Below are 18,271 nucleotides of genomic sequence, written 5' to 3'. Positions count from 1 at the left end.
AAAAATCAAGCCAAATAGGGCCTGATAAGTTTCGAGCAAACGCTCTTCTTCTCTCATCCAGACTGTACTGTCGGTCTTGGAATTACACCAAGTCAGCCTTTCGGCTCGCGGACTATCACCGCCGGTCGGGAATTTCACCCTGCCCTGAAGAATATTCTTTTATGACATCATTATACGGTGAACTCAGTGTTTCGTCAAGCCTTGACAAGTTTTTTTGCTTGTTATAATATTTATATAACAAGCATGACAAGGAGAAAATATGATTTTACAAATCGATGTCAATAGTGAAAAACCTCTTTATACGCAGATCTATGAATCCATTCTTCTGGGAATCGCAAGAAAATCTCTGGCACCGGGCGCTTCTCTGCCATCGGTCCGCCAGCTAGGTGGAGAGTTGGGTGTCAATCTCCATACCGTCAATAAGGCTTATCGCCTATTGGCACAAGACGGATTTGTTGTTATCAATAAGAAAAAGGGGGCTTTTATTGCCATAAACTTTGCTATGGATGAAAAAGACCACAAGGACTTGCAGGAGTCCCTGACCATCCTATTGGCAAAAGCTCACGTCAAGGGTCTCTCCTTGAAAGAAACACAGTCCCTGGTACAATCCATTACGCAGGACTTTACGGAGGAGGCATAACTATGTGGATTCTATGGATGATTCTACTGATTGTAGGTTACTTTTTACCTGATTTTCAACGCGGAAAAAAACAAGCCGGCAAGCACTGGTTTGGGGTTCAATTTTCAGAGAAACAACAATTGAATGCTCAAGTCCAAGCCGTCTTGAAAAAAGCAATCAAGGACTTTCGCAGGGCTTATCTCTTTGGATTTATACTGATTCCCATTGTTTCTGTACTTGTGAAACCCACACCCGAAGGATTTGGCATTATTTATTGGATCTTGCTCCTCTGGGGACTCCAAATCTATTTCCATCGCCGCCTAAAACAAATGAAACTCGGTCTTCCCACTGATCCCGAGATTAAAATAGTGCGGACCGCCGATCTCGCGCCCCGCCCAACCCTTCCCAGAAATATCCATCTGGGATTTTGGCTGGCCATGGCTATTGCAGCGGCAACCTGGATCCTTTTAATTCTGAATTACGACGCCCTGCCCAATCCACTTCCTGTTCATTGGGACCTGATGGGGCAACCCAACGATTTTGTAGAGAAGACACCTTTCGCGGTTCACCAAAACGCAGGGTTGATACTGATCCTAGTCGCTATCTTTTATTTTTTTTCCAACAAGCATTATCAAGCCAAACGCTTGATTGATCCTGCACGGCCCAAGACCGCTGTAATCCGCTATCAAATCGCCCGTGACCGCATGAGCCTATATATGGTTCTCCTAGCCAACCTGGTTGCTATTCTATTGGCTGTGGTTCAACTAGGTGCAATCTGGGCCCTGCCACAATGGCTGTATCCGGCTTCCTCAATAGCAACCTTCATTATTGCCTTCGGCGGTATCGCCATCTACTATGCAACCACTGGCGATCACGGACAACGCTTGACTATCATGGCAGAGGAACCAGTAAACAAGAACTTAGTCTCCCCGGACGAGGATCAGTATTGGAAGGGCGGCCTCTTTTATTACAACCCCAACGACCCAACCCTTTGGGTGCCAAAACGATTCAGCGGCGGTTACACCGTCAATGCCGGTCATCCAGTTGGCAAGCTGATCTATATTGGACTTGTCATTCTCCTTCTTTCGTTTCTTCTATTCTAAAAAATGAGGTGCAGAAATCTTCTGCACCTCATTCATCTATTTCGGTTGTTTGATCCCCTTCATACTCAAAGAGATTCTTCCTCGTTTTTGATCCACAGCAATAATCTTTACACGAACTGTATCACCTATGGAAACCACTGTCATGGCGTCACGTACATACTTATCGCTCAATTCTGAGATATGCACCAATCCGTCCTGCTTCACTCCAATGTCCACAAAGGCACCAAAGTCGATGATATTTCTCACCGTTCCCGGCACTTCCATTCCCACTTGCAAATCTTCCATTTTTAACACATCAGATCGAAAGATTGGCTTTGGCATATCTTCTCTAGGATCTCTCCCCGGTTTCTTCAACTCTTCCATCATATCTACAAGGGTCGGAATTCCAATCTCCAATTGCTCGGACAAAAATCGCATGCTCTTCTTATGATGTTGTGCTTGATCTTTACGCTTGGATTTTTTTGGATCCTCAAAAGAAATCTGCTTTAAGGCGTCCAAGCCATGAAGTCGTTGGCCACCCTTTGCCTGCATGGAAGATTCTCTTTTTTCTTTCGGAACCAGCCGATCAATCCGTTGATTCATATCCTCCAAGCGATGGTTGCGCACATCCTCCTGGGTATAACCCAAAAGGGCCAAGAGACGTTCTACAGCTTGGTAGCTTTCCGGATGGACAGCGGTTTGATCCAAGGGGTTCTTCGATTCAATCACACGCAAGAAACCCGCACATTGTTCAAAAACCTTGGGTCCCAAACGGGGAACCTTTAAAATCGCTTTTCGACTCATAAATTTGCCATTGGTCTCTCTATAGGTAATCATATTCTTGGCAATCGTTCCATTAATACCAGAAACATAGGATAAAAGCGAAGCGGAAGCAGTATTTAGATCCACGCCAACATGGTTGACACAATCCTCAACTACGGCGTTTAGGCTTTCTCCCAGTCTCTTTTGATTGACATCGTGCTGATACTGGCCAACACCAACCGACTTTGGATCGATTTTTACTAATTCAGCCAAGGGATCCTGCAATCGTCTAGCAATAGAAATAGCGCCACGAATCGATACATTGATATCCGGGTATTCATCATGCGCCAACTTCGACGCTGAATACACAGAAGCACCTGCTTCGTTTACAATGGTGTAATACACGGTTTCTTCCATCTCGCCAATCATCTCAGCAACAATCGATTCAGACTCACGACTGCCCGTACCATTGCCAATGGCAATCAAATTGACACCGTGGGTTCGGATCATTTTTTTCAATGTTTTCTTCGTTTCTTCCACTTTGTTCAGGGGCATAGTTGGATAAACCGTGGTAAATTCCAAGAGCTTTCCGGTGTCGTCAACGATGGCGATTTTACACCCTGTGCGATATGCCGGGTCAAATCCCATGACGACTGCATCACGAATCGGAGCAATCAAGAAGAGTGATTTTGCATTTTTTGAAAAGACCTCAATCGCACTTTCATCCGCCCGTTCGGTCAGGGTTTTTCTCAAATCCCGCTCTATCGCAGGCTGCAACAATCGCTTGTATGCATCTTGCAACATTGATAAAAGAATCTCCATGCCAACGAATCGTGGGTTCGTGATGATTCGCCCTTTCATCCAGGAAAGAATCTTCTCATCGGGAGATAATAGCTTCACCTTAAGCTTCTTCTCCTTCTCCCCGCGATTAATGGCGAGGACACGGTGGTTAGCCATGGTATTCAGATTTTCCTTAAAATCATAATAGGTCTCAAACACAGTCACTTCGTCTGGATCAGTCGCTTTCGATGTGATCGCGCCTTCCTTCCAAGTCATGACCCGAATCTCTTTTCGCATATCGGGATCGTCCGCAACTTGCTCCGCCAAAATATCCATGGCGCCCTTAATGGCATCCTCGACACTCAAGACTTCCAGTTCTTCATTGAGATAAGCTTTTGCCCACTCTTTTGGATTCCCCTCGGTCTCAAGCTGAGCCATCAAACGTTCTGCTAAAGGCTCAAGTCCCTTTGCCTTCGCCTTGGTTGCGCGGGTCTGTTTCTTCTGCTTATAAGGGCGATACAAGTCTTCAACACGCTGAAGCGTATCTGCCTGCTCAATGCTTGTCTTTAATTCTTTTGTTAACTTTCCTTGTTCTTCAATCAGACGAATGACGTCATCTTTCCGCTGTGCAAGGTTTCTAAGATAGGTCAAGCGCTCTTGTAAATCGCGCAGTTGCACATCGGTCATTTCATCGGTCATTTCTTTTCGATACCTGGCGATAAAGGGCACCGTATTACCACTGTCTAATAATTCGATCGCAGTCTTCACCTGATTGGGCTTAAGCGAAAGTTCCTTGCTGATCTGTTGATTGATATCCATTTCAATCACTCCTTATCCTTTGAAAGTCACGCTTATTTTACCATATCACCCGATAAAACAAAAATATCGGATTGTTCCTTACCAATCTTGACAATAAATGGATCTTCACATAGTATAAGAGAAGATTTACAAAAAAGGAGCGATGCGCGATGCTAGGGAGCAGCATAAAAAACATTCATCACATTTTCATAGTTTCTTGTCTGCATGCCTCATCGATGACTCTTTATTGATAGCCTTTTCAGGCTTATTTCAGCTTATATAAACTTCGTCCCGCAGACATCTTCAGTCTGCGTTTTTTTATTTCTTATTGATAGATTTGATACGCCGTGGATTTCCACGGCGTATTTTTATAAGGAGGGCAACACACATGAAAAAAATCTCAAACTTACTTAGCCCCTATCAAGGTCTTCCCCGGGAGGTCTATATCATCTTCCTCGCACGAGTCGTTAATGCAATAGGCGCCTTTGTTTGGCCGATGATGACACTGATCTTAACAAAGAAAATTGGACTTTCCACACCCGAAGCTGGATTCTGGATCGCCGTATCCGGCGTTCTCTCCATGCCTGCCAGTCTCATTGGTGGAAAATTGACTGATACAATTGGAAGAAAACCAGTACTCCTTTTCTGTGAAGGAACAGCAGTTTTACTCTTTGGTGCCTGCGCCTTTGTGGAACCATCCATGCCCATGGTCTATATGATGATGGGAGCTGGCGTCTTCTTTATGATGGCTGATCCCGCTCATTCTTCCATGATTGCTGATTTGACCACCGTAGAAAATCGGGCTGGCGCTTATTCTTTATCCTATTTAGGCTTTAATTTGGGCTTCGCCATTGGACCCATTATTGGTGGGATGCTTTTTGAAAATCATTTAAAATGGTTCTTTTTAGGCGATGCAATCACTGGGCTTGCTTCATTAGCTTTGGTCTTCTTCTTTATAAAAGAAACCATCCCTAGCCAAAATGAAGAGATCAAACAAGTTGAACTGGAACCTGAAGCAAGCGAAGAAGGCAGCATACTTGCCGTTTTATTCCGTCGTCCTCTTCTGATCTGGTTTGCACTCTTCGCCCTTGGCTATAATTTTGTCTACTCCCAATGGGGCTTCTTATTGCCTATGCATGTAGAAGCCATGAATCCAGGAGAGGGTGCCGCACTCTATGGCAAACTCGCCGCCCTTAACGGATTCACTGTGATTCTCTTCACACCTTTGATAACCAAAGGCTTTGAAAACTTGCGAGAAATCAAGAAAATCGTGATCGGAGGCATCGGCTATGTCATCGGCTTTGGCATGCTTGGCTTCGTAGAAAGCAGGACAGCCTTTATTCTAGCCTGCTTTATTATTACCTTGGGCGAGATTATTGTCACCATTAGTTTTATGCCCTTTCTAGCCAATCACACCCCCGCTTCCCATCGCGGACGAATGAATGCCGTACTACCCATTGTCATGGGACTCGGCTTCACCTTTGGTCCTTTGATCGTCGGGAATTTAATTCCTCGATACGCCATTTCAGGCACATGGAAGATCGTAGCCTTTATCGCTATTGTCTCAACCATCGCCATGCAGTTCTTAGATCAAGCAGAACACAAATCATCAAGAATTAAAAAAGAAACGGAAGAGATCGCCTGATCTCTTCCGTTTTTCCTTTTTTACTCATTTCTCATAATCGCATAGCCATGATCGGTCCAGCTAAAGCTGTAAGAAACACCCACATCACCATTGCTCGCTAAAAAGTTAAACCCAACATCCATATTTTCTATGGTTGCCTTTTGTACGATCGACCAAGAGGCCAGATCCAGCAAGACCAAGGTCTTCACATCACCCTTTGTATCAAAATAAGTCGCATAGGATTCATTGGCTAGCAAATAGCTTATGTCACTGACTTCAGAACAATATCCCTCAAGAGGTAAATCTTTCACCTCATTCGATTGAAAATCATAAAAATACAAATTGGATTTATCACTCATAAAGAAGCCGCGATCACCGGCAATCAGCCAATCTGACGGCATAACATAACCAGATTCCGTCTTGCTTGTTTCAGTCTTTATATCATAAACAGTGAATCCAGAATCCCAGTCCCTGGTTCGAGATGTCACAATCTTTGTGTCATGATCGGCAAATCGTGGATTCAAACACCAAATGGCTTCTGTAAGGCCGCCATCACCTTCCCGCGGAACAACAAGGCTTGTTTCATTCGTATCATTCTGAATCAATTTCAGTCCCTCTTCATCCACATAGGCAAACATGCTTCGATCATCAGACAGCGCTTCTCCAAAATAGATTGGCTCGCCATATTGCTCCCAATAAGATTCCAGTCCTTCCACAATAGCCTTTGGATATGCCACCGTTTCAGTTAAATTCCATTCGGCATCCGTAATGCGCACATTTTTATTGGTATAGAAGAAGAACTCTTCTCCATGCTGTTCCACGCGGTAGGAAAATTCTTCATCCGCCATATCGGGTGCATAAATCGTGGTCATCTCCATAGACGCCTTATCTAATTTCAAGTAGGAAACCCATTCGCCATCATCAGCAATATAGAAATAGGCATCATCCGTTTCACCCAAAAAAACGCCATTCATATAATCATATTCCTTGACAATTTCAATCGCTTGTAAATCTGGTGCTGTATCGGCCAAATCATAGGATGGAACCTCTTCATATCCCCGATCAAATCGAATATTTCCTTCTCTATCAAAAGAAATTTCCATGACATTGGTCTTGTTGATTCTGGTTTGCGAACTGTCCACATAATCAACCAAACGTATCTCGTACTGCTCTTTTCCAATTTCCTTTATTCCACCAAAGGCATATCCCCAGCCGTTTTGGAAATTAGATCGATCTTCCATATCAGGACCTGTATACCAAAGCTCAAAACCATCCACCTCTGGCAAATAAAAGTTTACCGAAGAAAACTCCGTAGCTGCTTCATCAAAATCAAAGTACTTCTTACATTCTTGAATAGCCATCTCTCGACTTACAAGATAACCGTCCAAATCTTCATCGTACAATGCTCGAACCGTTTCTTCATCATTTTCATAGGTGAATCGAGCCCAAGCGTATCTCACCATCTCCCAAACCAGAGGGCCGCGTCCGTCGAAGGTTTCTAAATTTCCGAGAGTGGGAATCGTGTCATGATAGTATTCCGCAAACATATACTCGTCATTGAATAGCATGCCACGTGCCGACATGGCAAAGTTATCTTCAAAGTAATTCATTACTTCAAAGTGAACATCTTCGGGTGTTCGATACCAGTCCATACCGTGATCCGTCAATAGATAAGCCGCACCTTCAAGAATCACGATCTCGCCATTACCGACTGCAAACCGCATCACTTCCTCGGACTCGATTTCCTCTTCAACCGGTTCCCACGTATCAAATGCTAAGGCTGCTAGAAACGCCTCATTCACTGGCATATCAATCCGTTCTTCCTCCATTTGAATACCGATCCAGTCCGTCTCTGCAAGGGCCGTCTTAGTCAATGCAATCGCAGCATTCTCTTCCGACACTTCTGCCGCGCCGGATCCTGTCATTGTCGACTCATCTGTTCCTGATTCACTTGCTGAAAATGTACTCTCTCCAGTTTCCGTTGTGGCCGGCACTTCTTTTTGTGCCGAACATCCGGTCGCCAATAATAAAATCAACAATCCGATTCCAAATACTCTCAATCTCCGTTTTCTCATAAAATTTCTCCTTTACAATATCTTACAAATTCTTACTCTTGACTACTATTGTAAAGGAATCCCTTATTTAGAACAACCATTTCTCCCTGATAAAGCCTTACATTTTCTTACAATTAGAAAGTACAAAATACCCGATGTTTGATTTCAAACAAAAAACAGCCCAAAGGCTGATTGATGTTTATGCATGATTCAAATATTGAGAAACAAGGGTTTCGACCGTTCTTAATTGGCTCGATTCCACGCCAAGAATCGGTTCCATCTTTCCTCCGTAGAGTTTAATCTGATAGACCTTGCCCTTTTTCGTATGAGAAACCAATACGCGATAGGACTTGTAGGCCGACCAAGATAAAAGCTTCCCTCCATTAAATTGAATGCCTTCTGCATATACCGCCGATCCCACTCGCTGTCCTGTCCATATCACAATCCAATTGGTTGCCAAAAACAAACTATTCATAACAGGAACTGTCGTTCTTTCATCTCCAAACATACTCATCACTGTTCCTAGGACAACAAGAGCCATTCCAAAAAACAACATTCCAGTGGTCACGCGATCCAGAGACGAGAGCGTTTCGTTGGCTCGTATCACCATAAGGGGTTGCTTGCCCTGTTGTGTCTGCTTCTTCAAATTGTTCCAGACCATGACACTTGCGATGACGATCATGGCGCCTACAAGTAGAAGATCCAACCAATTAAATACGCCCTTTGCCCATGAAGTGAATACAAATCGGCTTGCAATCATACCTTGCAAGGCCATCAATAAAATAATCAAAGCATGCCACTTCGTCCAGCGCTTTGGCGCGTTGTGCTCCAGTGCGAAACCCAGAGCAGCCGGATCCCCCATTTGCATGCGCGCTTTTTTTCCTGCTTCCTCTTGAGAAAGACCCATTTTCCTATAGTCTGCGACCGCCGTTTCCAAATGATCGCGCATTTCATCTTCAATTTCATTTGCTCGTTCCCCATCGTGAATCTGATCGGTAATTCGGCGAATAAATTTTTCTTGTCTTTTCTCTTCTGTCATATTGCTTCCCCCAAACCGCTGCTTATAACCGCCATCTATACACGATTTTCTTCTAATTGACTGTCAGGCACTCCGAAATCAATGCTTCCACTGTAGATAACTGGCTCATTTCCACCCCGATAATAGGCTCTATCTTTCCTCCGTAGAGTTTAATCTGATAGACCTTGCCTCTTTTCGTGTGCGAAACCAAGACTCGATACGACTTGTACTCCGACCAAGACAGAAGTTTTCCCCGATTGAATTGAATCCCCTCCGTATAAATGGCTTTGCCTTGGCGTTGTCCGTTTATCGTTGTCAACATGATAGAAACCATAAAAAGCCAATTCATCAAAGGGATGCTTATGCTTTCTCCATCAAGAAAACTCGCCATCACCCCCATGGTCATCAATCCGATACAAAATAACAAAATTCCCGTTGTCACCTGATCCAAAGAAGAAAATCCTTTATTGGGCCGAATCACCATCAAAGGCATCCCGTAATCCTGCTTTTGTTTCCCCACTGTCATCACAACAAAAAATAAAGTCACACCGACCATCAAAAAGACAATTCCCATTTCTATCCAAGAAAAATTGACACTCGCACGTTGAATCACGCGCAATGCCACCAGACTCTGCAATAGCAAAAGTGCATAGCTTATCCCCTCGAGTTTTGTCATCTTTTGTTTCTTCGACTTTTCCAATGCATAGCCCAAGGCAGCCGGGTCTCCCATTTGCTTGCGCGCTTTTGCTCCCGCTTCTTCTAGCGAAAGATCCATTTCCATATAATCAGCGACCGCGGTTTCCAAATGATCGCGCATTTCATCTTTAATCTGATTGGCTCGTTGTTGATCGTGAATCTGATCGGTGATTCTTCGTATAAACTCTTCTTGTCTTTTTTCTTCTGTCATATTGATTCCCCCAAAACGCTGCCTATGGCTGACTGCAAAGCCACCCATTCTTCTTTTTGTTTTTGCAGCTCTCCACGTCCATTTTTTGTAATGCTATATACTTTTCTGCGACGTCCTTCCGCCACCTGCCATTCTGATTGAACCCATCCCTTTGCTTCCATTTGATGAAGTAGTGGATAGAGGGTACCTTCCTTCCATTCCAAGGCACCACCCGTCTTGAGCATCAATCGTTCAATGAGTGCATAACCATATAAGGATTCATTCTCTAAAAGCGCTAAAATCAGCGATGGATTAATTCCTTTTCTCAATTCTTTATTCATCTTTTTCTCCTAACCTCGGATTCCGATGTTGTTAATTTACCATGATTCCCAAACTTTGTCAATTCATTAGTTTTCTTCAACCTCATCCTGTTTTCCATTCTAGCCTTATTTCCCAGTATGCAAAAAGAGTGAATCCCTTTTTATAAAAAAAAGCAGCCCGCAGGCTGCTTCCATATAACTTGTAGACTCAATAACTTGACCCTTTATTTTTTCATCAATGGATAGAATCGTTTTTCAGCTTCCACCAATTGCCACTGGCCGAAGGCAGTTTCAAAAGTTTCAAAAGAGGTAAATAGAGTTTTCCCCGATTCAAGGGTTGCACGGCGAATCAAAAATCCATCCCGCGTTGCATCGTTTCCCTTGGTCGGCAGATTTAAGACCCAATCATAATCACCTTGACGAATCTCTGTTAACAATTCATCGTTCTGCTGAATCTTCTCCACTTTCGAACAGGTAATTCCCTCATCCTCAAAAAGCTTCGCTGTTCCCCCAGTCGCTGTCCATTCCACCTGCAAACCTTGGGTTCCCTTGATAATTTCCTGAAGTCGCGGCTTTTCCACATCCCGTACCATAGCAAGAATTCGGATTTTTTCTGGGAATGGCACCCCAGCGGCGATCATACCCTTTCGCATCGCCTCTTCCGGTGTTGTCCCTAATCCCAAAACCTCGCCAGTTGAACGCATTTCTGGTCCCAACATAACTTCTGCTCCTGGTAACTTCTCCATGGAAAATACCGGCACCTTGACGGCATACGGCAGTTTCGCTTCCATTAGACCCGTTCCAAAACCCAAATCTTTCAACTCTTCCCCTAGCATGACACGGATTGCAATCTCCGTCATCGGCACCTCTGTTACTTTGGATAAGATCGGCAAGGTTCTTGATGCCCGAGGGTTTGCTTCAATCACATAGAGCTTATCGGCCCAGATCATCTGGATATTCAAGAATCCAACCGCCTTTAATCCGGCCGCAAGCTTCTCAGACGCATTCACCGCCTGATCGATGATTTCTTGTTCCAAAAACGGCGACGGTAAAATTGTAATACTGTCTCCGGAATGGACTCCCGAAGGTTCAAGGTGAGTCATGATCGCTGGGATCAAACAATTTTCCCCATCCGAGATCACATCCACTTCTAATTCCTTACCCTGAATATACTGATCAATCTGCACCCGTCCATCCTGATACTGGATAAAGAAATTTTCCAAATAACGCTGTAATTCTTCTTCATTGGCCAAAATTGCCATGCCCTGTCCGCCGATCACATAAGAAGGTCTTGCAAGAACCGGATAACCGAAAGATTTTGCAATAGCCAATCCCTCGTTCAAATCCCGCGTCGTTCCCGCTTTGGGTCGCGGCAATCCCAGCTGCTCAAGCAATTGATCAAAATCTTTTCTCTCTTCTGCTAGATTAATGGCTTCATAAGAGGAACCAAATATCTTAACCCCTTCATCAGACAAACTTTCCACCAAGTCAATGGCAGTCTGTCCGCCAAACTGTACCATAACCCCTTCTGGCCTTTCCTTCTCAATGACATTCATCACCTCTTCAAAGGTAATCGGCTCAAAGTAGAGTCGATCCGCCAAGTCGAAATCCGTACTTACGGTTTCCGGGTTGCAGTTAATCATAATGGTTTCATATCCCTGTCGCTCCAAGGCTTGCATGGCGTGCACCGACGCATAATCAAACTCGATGCCCTGTCCGATGCGAATGGGACCGGAACCTAGAACCACAATCTTCTTTCGATCCGTCACTGGACCTTCATCTTCTTCCTCATAAGTCGAGTAGAAGTAGGGGGATACCGCTTCAAATTCACCCGCACAAGTATCTACCATTTTAAAGGTCGCTTTGATTTTATTTTCTTTTCTCATCTGGCGAATCGCTGCTTGATCCGTGTCCAATAAATCCGCAATACCGGCATCTGAAAATCCTAAGCGTTTTAATTCGAGCAACTTATCTACTGAAAGCTCGCCCACCATTTGACTGCGCAAAGCTTCCTCTTCCTGAATAATCGTTTCGAACGCCGCCAAGAAAAATCGCATAATGCCCGTCATCTGTTCCAAACGATCAAGACCGTATCGACGGCGTATCAATTCCGCTAGATGAAAGAGTCTCTCATCATTGGGTGATTCTACCGCTAGTTTTAATTTGTCAAAAGACACATTGAATAAAGCAGGATCTGTCAGGGTTTGTCTTTTGGGATTGATGGAACGGATCCCCTTTAAAAGTGCCTGAGAGAAGTTTGCTCCGATGGACATGGATTCCCCCGTCGCCATCATTCGCGTTCCCAGAGTCCGCTTTGCCACTGGAAACTTATCAAATGGCCATTTGGGCAACTTCACAACAATATAGTCCAGAGCTGGTTCAAAAAAGGCCGTTGTCTTTTTGGTAATGGAGTTTTCTACATCCGCCAGACGGTATCCTAAAGCGAGTTTCGTTGCCACCTTGGCAATGGGATAGCCCGTTGCCTTAGAAGCCAATGCCGAGGACCTAGACACCCGAGGATTGACCTCAATAACAGCATACTCGCCGGTTACCGGATGAAGGGCAAATTGCACATTACATCCGCCAATAATTTCCACCGCATCCACGATATGAAAGGATGCCGTTCTCAGCATATAGTATTCCGTATCCGATAGGGTTTGGCTTGGTGCCACAACAATGCTGTCACCCGTATGAATCCCCACAGGATCGATGTTTTCCATATTACAGACCACAATGCGATTGCCCTGATAATCCCGCATGATCTCGTATTCAACTTCTTTCCAACCTAGAATCGCCCGTTCCACCAAACACTGAGTAACAGGGGAACGCTGTAAGCCTTCCGGCAGAATTTCCAAGAGTTCCTTTTCCGTTTTCGCAATGCCGCCTCCGGATCCGCCCAGGGTATAAGCTGGACGCACAACTACAGGGTAGCCTAGACGATCAGCAAAGGCTTGTCCGCCTTCCACCGTTGTCACAATCTGAGACTCGATAATTGGCTCACCAATTTCTTTCATCAAAGCACGGAACGCTTCCCGGTCTTCACCTCTATAAATTCCTTCGATAGAAGTACCCAGCATTTCAACATTATATTGCTTCAAAACACCCTTATTCGCCAAGTCCATGGCCAGATTTAAAGCTGTCTGTCCCCCAACATTGGCCAAAAGCGCGTCGGGCCGTTCCTTCTCAATCAATGCCTCCATCCAATCCACGGTCAACGGTTCAATGTAAACACGATCAGCAATCTCCGGATCCGTCATAATCGTTGCCGGATTGGAGTTGGCCAAAATTACCTCACAACCTTCTTCCTTCAATGCACGGCACGCTTGGGTACCGGAATAGTCAAACTCTGCTGCCTGTCCTATTACGATGGGACCAGAACCAAGTACCAATACCTTTTTATCTTGATTGTTTTTCATTATTGACCTCCCATCATTGTCATGAATGCATCGAAAACATCTTCCGCATCATAAGGACCCGGACCTGCTTCCGGATGAAACTGAACCGAAATCACAGGTAGGGTTTTATGCTTCATTCCCTCTACACTGTCATCGTTCAGATTGCGGTAGGTGCATTCCATAACAGAAGGCATTTCTACAACTGTATAGTTGTGGTTTTGTGCTGTTATAAAGGTCATGCCGTCTTCCAAGCGCTCCACTGGATGATTGGACCCATGATGACCGAAAGAAAGTTTGCCCGTTTTCCCGTCCGTTGCCAGACACAACAATTGATGTCCCAGACAGATACCCAGTACGGGTTTGACTGTCATTAGTTTTTTCACTTCTTCAATAATATCCGGCAAATCCATTGGATCTCCAGGACCATTGGAAAGAACAATACCCTCTGGATTCATTTCCAGCACAGTCGCTGCTGGCGTATCCGCTGGAAAGATTGTCATCTTGCAATTTCGTTTTTCCAATTCCCTTAGGATATTTTCCTTGATTCCAAAATCCATTACCGCAATTTGACGTCCGTCTCCACCGCGTTGATAAGTCGCAGAGCAGGTTGTTTCCATGGCATGACGCTTCAAATCGAATCGTCTAAAACGCTCTTCAATCTGACGCTTGCTTAAAGGCGAGAAAGTAATTAATGCCTTCATGGTTCCCTTGACCCGGATTTCTTTGGTCAATGCCCGGGTATCAATACCTTGAAGACCAACAACATGGTGATACTTCATAAAGGAATCCAAATCCATTTCTTCTTTATAATGACGTGTCGCTTGAGCGCGAGATCGAACAATCAATGCGCTGGCAAAGGCGGTACGTCCCTGGCTCACATCAAGATTGACCCCATAGTTTCCAATATGCGGGTGTGTCATAACCACGGCCTGTCCATAATAGGACGGATCCGTCAACACCTCTTGATATCCGGTCATGCCGGTTTGAAAAACAATTTCTGCGGTTACATCGTGTCGATAGCCAAAGGCCTCACCGCGAAATACGCGGCCATTTTCTAAGATTAGTGTCGCTTTCATAAAACCCCTCCTTTTCGCCTCTCTGGGTCGAATTAAAAGAAAAAGCCTCCCGGAATCCGGAAGGCATAAATCGCTCAAATAAACATAGTTGTCTCCAACTATTTGAATGATCACCTTACCAGTATCTCGTACTAGTTTAAAGATTCTTTTCCTTAAGATACCATTCAAAGGGTTCAATGTCAATGTTTAAAAAAAGTTTAAGGGATATTTATCGGTTCTTTCTTGTTTTCAAGAGTGTTATTTGATAAAGTCATACCATTGAAAGGAATGTGAGAATATGGACAATAATAATAATAATAATAGAAGACTAGCAAAACCTTGGTTGCCGAAAGATTCAGATTCCAACCAGGATGAGAAACAAGACAACCGTCATTCCGCATGGCCCCCAAAAGGACCTGAAAAAGATGGTCAAAACAAGAACAGCAATCGAATACCAAAGTTACCAACTGGAAAAATAAAAAAACCCTTTAACTATGGCTTTCTTGCCATGATCTTTGTTGGTATCGTTATCGCCAACCTGTTCTTCTCCAATCGCACCACGCAGGAATTAGAATACAGTGAATTCGAAGCCCTCGGCTCCTACGGAGTCATTGAAGAAGTACAAATTGCCAGCGACAAAATCTACATTACTTTAGAAGACGATGTTGTCCTTCCCAGTGATGCTGAAGTCGCCCTATCAAAAAAAATTACTACAGTCCAAAGCATGGACAAAGAAGTTTATACAGATCGCGTAAATGATCCAGAACTTTTAGCCAATCTAAAGGTTTGGGGTGTTGAAAAATACGGCGGTGTTTCTGTTGAGAACAATCCGTATTTGAACTTTCTACTAACCTGGATTTTACCCATGGCCCTTTTCTTCTTTATGTGGCGCTTCTTATTAGGCAGCATCACCAAAAGAGGTGGCGGTGGTGTTATGGACTTTGGCAAATCCAATGCCAAAATTTACGCTGAAGATCAAACTGGACTTACCTTTAAGGATGTGGCAGGTCAGCAGGAATCGAAAGACTCCCTGCTCGAAATTGTTACCTTTCTAAATCAACCAGAGAAATACCGTTCCATCGGAGCAAAACTTCCAAAGGGAGCCTTGCTTGTTGGTCCTCCAGGAACAGGTAAAACACTTTTGGCAAAAGCCGTTGCTGGTGAGGCCAAGGTACCTTTCTTCTCCATCTCGGGTTCGGAATTTGTACAAATGTTCGTCGGTGCCGGCGCAGCAAAGGTCCGTGACCTCTTTAAGCAGGCCAATGAAAAAGCACCTTGCATTGTCTTTATCGATGAGATAGACGCCGTAGGCAAACGCCGCGACGGGATGATGGGCGGAAACGACGAACGAGAACAAACCTTAAACCAATTACTAAAAGAAATGGATGGCTTTGATTCCTCCAATGGCGTCGTCATTCTTGGTGCTACCAATCGACCAGAAATTTTAGATCCCGCCCTCTTGCGGCCTGGCCGTTTCGACCGTCAAATCGTTGTTGAGCGACCCGATCTACCGGGAAGAATCGCCATTCTTGAACTTCATTCCAAGGCTGTAAAACTTGGTGAAGATGTAAATTTTGAGGCCATTGCTAAAGCATCAGCTGGAGCAAGTGGTGCAGAACTTGCCAATATTATAAACGAAGCCGCTATTCGTGCTGTACGATTCAAACGAAGCGCTGTGGCCCAAGAAGATTTGGAAGAAGCAATCGAAGTGGTTATCGCTGGAGAACAAAAGAAAGATCGAATTCTTTCGGACGATACGAAAAAGAGGGTTGCTTTCCACGAAGTCGGTCATGCCCTTGCAGGAGAACTTCTTGAAAATGCTGACCCTGTTCACAAGATTACCATCGTACCTCGAACCAAAGGGGCCCTTGGTTACACCATGCAATTACCTGGTGAAGAAAAATTCTTGATTACCAAGGAAGAAATGCTAGATCGCATCGCTGTTATGTTGTCCGGTCGAGTTGCTGAAGAAATCATCTTTGGACAAAAATCAACGGGTGCATCCAACGATATTACCCAAGCAACACAAACAGCAAGAACCATGATCACCCTCTACGGTATGAGCGACAAATTTGGCATGGTTGGTCTTGAACGTGTCGAGAGTCAATACCTAGGATCCAATCGGGTACTGGAGTGCTCGGATGCCACAGCAGAAGAAGTAGACCGCGAGATCCGACTTATGATCCGCGAACAGCACGATCGTGCGACTGCCTTGCTCAAGGAAAATGAATCGCTACTTCGTGAAGTATCTGAGTATCTGATGGAACACGAAACCATTACCGGTGATACCTTCCGTACATTGATTGAAAAACATCAAAATCCGGAAGAACCACCAGTTGAACAAGAAGAATCAGAAGAGTCACTTGTTGATCCGGAAGAATCGGACAAGGCTCCCGAACCAATCAATGAATAAGGAAAACCCCGAATTCTTCAAAGGAGAATTCGGGGTTTTTATTTTTCTTCATAGATTTTTCGAACGGCCTCCCATTGATCGATTTTCCATGGGCTTGTCGATTCTTGCAACTGTCTTTCAAAAAATTGCCTGGCAAGTTCTCGCTGTATGATAGCAGATTCTTTTGGATTTAAAGGACCCGTAATCCCAAGTTCCGATGTAACTGGCGAATACATATAGGCCATGGAAAAATCTAAATGGAAAGTACCATCGACTTGGAGTAAGGTAATTGGACCCGAGCTTTCTTCAAGCAAAGGCAGCAAAACTCCATCATTTTCTCCATTTTCCCACTGCTCACTTCTCAAAAACAAGGCCGGTATATCAAGGCCTTTGTCTACAAGGGATTTTTCAATCGGTTCAACCCATGCATCCATCCCCATAACCGCTTGTACTCGGGAATCCATCAAAGCAACTTCAACTCCAGCTCCCCCTCCTGTCGAGTGACCAAGAACACCAATGCGATCTAAATCAAATTTTCCAACAAAATTTGGCCCCAGAGCACCGGCTTGATAGTCTTCCAATTCATCAAGCACAAAAATAATATCTCCGGCATAAGTATTGACCAATCGCTGGGCAAAGGAAAGAAAATCTGGCGTTTCTGCACGACTCGGTAAGGCCATTGGCAGATTATACACCACTTCACCATGATTAAAAACAGTGATTAGCGACCCATAGCTATGATCAATTCCAATAACAATCATGCCTGCACTGGCCAGTTCTTCTGCAAGATCGGAATGTAAATTTCGAAAACCCGTCCACCCGTGGGAAATAATAACCACTGGATAAGCAAGCTCATCTGTAGAAATCGGCGCTGAATCATAGGCATGGGACTTAACCAAGGCAGTTTGATCCAAAGCAAAAGTCGGAAGTTTCATTTCCTTAGCCAAAGCTCTCGCCACGGGTCTTCCCTCCACAAGCCATGGCACAAGATCCAATCCTTCTACAGTCTCTGCAGGATACCACAATTGAATTTTAATTTTTCTTTCATCTCCAACAGCCTCTGTATAAGCTTCCTGTCTTCCTTTATCGATCCGATCATAGGTCACCGTTCCAATCGAATATCTGCCAGTAGGTTTTGGCATTTGCCCAACAGGAAACAAAACTGACAGTACAGCCGACAGTAAAAGCATTCCTATCATCCCTGCAAAGGTGAGCCTAGATCTCTTTTCTCTCCAGCCCATCATTACACCAAGTACAATCACTCCGTAGAGTGGAAGTAACGACCAACGAGCACCCTCAACCACGCCATGCAGAATCATGATCAAAAGAGAAATAAAGGCAATCAATCTCCCTATTTTCTGCAACTTTTCCCTTTTTTGTAGCCATAAGATCCAAGTGAGCCCGGCAAACAAGCAAGCAAAGACTTCTACTTCTCTCAATTTTTCTCCCCCCTTTTTTCCGTCTATTCTATTCCTACACGAGCTGA

12 protein-coding genes and 1 riboswitch are annotated in these 18,271 nt (G+C 44.4%); of the genes, 4 read left to right on the top strand and 8 right to left on the bottom strand.

The window, feature by feature from the left end:
• Positions 1–41: 41 nt before the first annotated feature.
• Positions 42–156, bottom strand: a riboswitch (FMN riboswitch).
• Between the two features lie 103 nt (positions 157–259).
• Positions 260–640, top strand: coding sequence for a GntR family transcriptional regulator (locus AC25CA_RS05390; RefSeq protein WP_486816027.1), 381 nt, complete (start codon positions 260–262; stop codon positions 638–640).
• Between the two features lie 2 nt (positions 641–642).
• Positions 643–1,722, top strand: coding sequence for a DUF5808 domain-containing protein (locus AC25CA_RS05385; RefSeq protein WP_486816026.1), 1,080 nt, complete (start codon positions 643–645; stop codon positions 1,720–1,722).
• Between the two features lie 36 nt (positions 1,723–1,758).
• Here the strand turns inward: AC25CA_RS05385 and AC25CA_RS05380 are convergent, their stop codons facing one another.
• A complete protein-coding gene (locus AC25CA_RS05380; protein WP_486816025.1) occupies positions 1,759–4,062 on the bottom strand; it encodes a Tex family protein in 2,304 nt (767 codons plus the stop codon).
• Between the two features lie 367 nt (positions 4,063–4,429).
• Here AC25CA_RS05380 and AC25CA_RS05375 point away from each other — a divergent pair, with 367 nt between their 5' ends.
• A complete protein-coding gene (locus AC25CA_RS05375; RefSeq protein WP_486816024.1) occupies positions 4,430–5,686 on the top strand; it encodes an MDR family MFS transporter in 1,257 nt (418 codons plus the stop codon).
• A gap of 20 nt (positions 5,687–5,706) precedes the next feature.
• Here AC25CA_RS05375 and AC25CA_RS05370 read toward each other — a convergent pair whose 3' ends face one another.
• The 6 genes from AC25CA_RS05370 to AC25CA_RS05345 form a co-directional block, all read right to left on the bottom strand.
• The gene (locus AC25CA_RS05370) at positions 5,707–7,740 is read right to left on the bottom strand and encodes a hypothetical protein (RefSeq protein WP_486816023.1); all 2,034 of its coding nucleotides are present in this window, start codon (positions 7,738–7,740) and stop codon (positions 5,707–5,709) included.
• Positions 7,741–7,918: 178 nt separating this feature from the next.
• Positions 7,919–8,758 carry a permease prefix domain 1-containing protein gene (locus AC25CA_RS05365; RefSeq protein ID WP_486816022.1) on the bottom strand — a complete coding sequence of 280 codons (840 nt, stop codon included), beginning with the start codon at positions 8,756–8,758 and terminating at the stop codon, positions 7,919–7,921.
• A gap of 52 nt (positions 8,759–8,810) precedes the next feature.
• Entirely contained in the window at positions 8,811–9,644 is an 834-nt protein-coding gene (locus tag AC25CA_RS05360; RefSeq protein WP_486816021.1) for a permease prefix domain 1-containing protein, read from the bottom strand.
• The gene (locus tag AC25CA_RS05355) at positions 9,641–9,964 is read right to left on the bottom strand and encodes a PadR family transcriptional regulator (RefSeq protein ID WP_486816020.1); all 324 of its coding nucleotides are present in this window, start codon (positions 9,962–9,964) and stop codon (positions 9,641–9,643) included. Before AC25CA_RS05355 ends, AC25CA_RS05360 begins: the two co-directional genes overlap by 4 nt.
• 203 nt (positions 9,965–10,167) lie before the next feature.
• Positions 10,168–13,359 carry a carbamoyl-phosphate synthase large subunit gene (gene carB / locus AC25CA_RS05350; protein ID WP_486816019.1) on the bottom strand — a complete coding sequence of 1,064 codons (3,192 nt, stop codon included), beginning with the start codon at positions 13,357–13,359 and terminating at the stop codon, positions 10,168–10,170.
• The gene (locus AC25CA_RS05345) at positions 13,359–14,414 is read right to left on the bottom strand and encodes a carbamoyl phosphate synthase small subunit (RefSeq protein WP_486816018.1); all 1,056 of its coding nucleotides are present in this window, start codon (positions 14,412–14,414) and stop codon (positions 13,359–13,361) included. Before AC25CA_RS05345 ends, carB begins: the two co-directional genes overlap by 1 nt.
• A gap of 277 nt (positions 14,415–14,691) precedes the next feature.
• On the opposite strand from AC25CA_RS05345, the gene ftsH reads away from it, so the two are divergent.
• Positions 14,692–16,806 carry an ATP-dependent zinc metalloprotease FtsH gene (gene ftsH, locus AC25CA_RS05340; RefSeq protein WP_486816017.1) on the top strand — a complete coding sequence of 705 codons (2,115 nt, stop codon included), beginning with the start codon at positions 14,692–14,694 and terminating at the stop codon, positions 16,804–16,806.
• A gap of 38 nt (positions 16,807–16,844) precedes the next feature.
• Here ftsH and AC25CA_RS05335 read toward each other — a convergent pair whose 3' ends face one another.
• The gene (locus tag AC25CA_RS05335; protein ID WP_486816016.1) at positions 16,845–18,224 is read right to left on the bottom strand and encodes an alpha/beta hydrolase family protein; all 1,380 of its coding nucleotides are present in this window, start codon (positions 18,222–18,224) and stop codon (positions 16,845–16,847) included.
• Between the last annotated feature and the right edge of the window lie 47 nt (positions 18,225–18,271).

The sequence above is a fragment of the Gottschalkiaceae bacterium SANA genome, from assembly GCA_036323355.1.
GTDB lineage: Bacteria > Bacillota > Clostridia > Tissierellales > GPF-1 > GPF-1.
This window is presented reverse-complemented; position numbering and strand designations above follow the sequence as displayed.